The following is a 367-nucleotide window of genomic DNA, read 5'->3' on the forward strand; positions in this document are numbered from 1 at the left end:
ATCTAAAGCGTATTCTGCTTGTTCATAATTAATATAACCTAACTCAAAAGCAATCATTAGCTGAGTTTTTAATTCACCGACAGACCCTTTAGCTACAGAAAGAAAGTAAGCTCTTTCTTTATCAGAGTAACGCTCATAACCCTCTGCAATATTGCTAGGCACTGAAACTGCGCTTCGACACATTTGATCTTTTAAGCCAAAATCCCTCAAAGCAGTAAAGGTTTGGTATACAAACAAACTTAATGAGAAAGACTTTTTCCATACATCTAAACTTTCATACCTCACAACCATTCCTTAGCCTTAATCCCGCTTTCATCATAAATTATAGTAAACATATAATTTAACGCACGGAACTTAATCTCTTTCG

The 367-nt window shown here is 34.9% G+C and carries 1 protein-coding gene; it reads right to left on the bottom strand.

Annotation, left to right across the window (positions count from 1 at the left end):
- On the bottom strand, positions 1-291 hold a 291-nt coding region (locus tag CWB78_RS18175; protein ID WP_249930476.1), incomplete at its 3' end, for a four helix bundle protein.
- Positions 292-367 lie beyond the last annotated feature (76 nt).

It is taken from the genome of Pseudoalteromonas sp. S1612 (assembly GCF_005887175.1).
Taxonomy (GTDB): domain Bacteria; phylum Pseudomonadota; class Gammaproteobacteria; order Enterobacterales; family Alteromonadaceae; genus Pseudoalteromonas; species Pseudoalteromonas undina.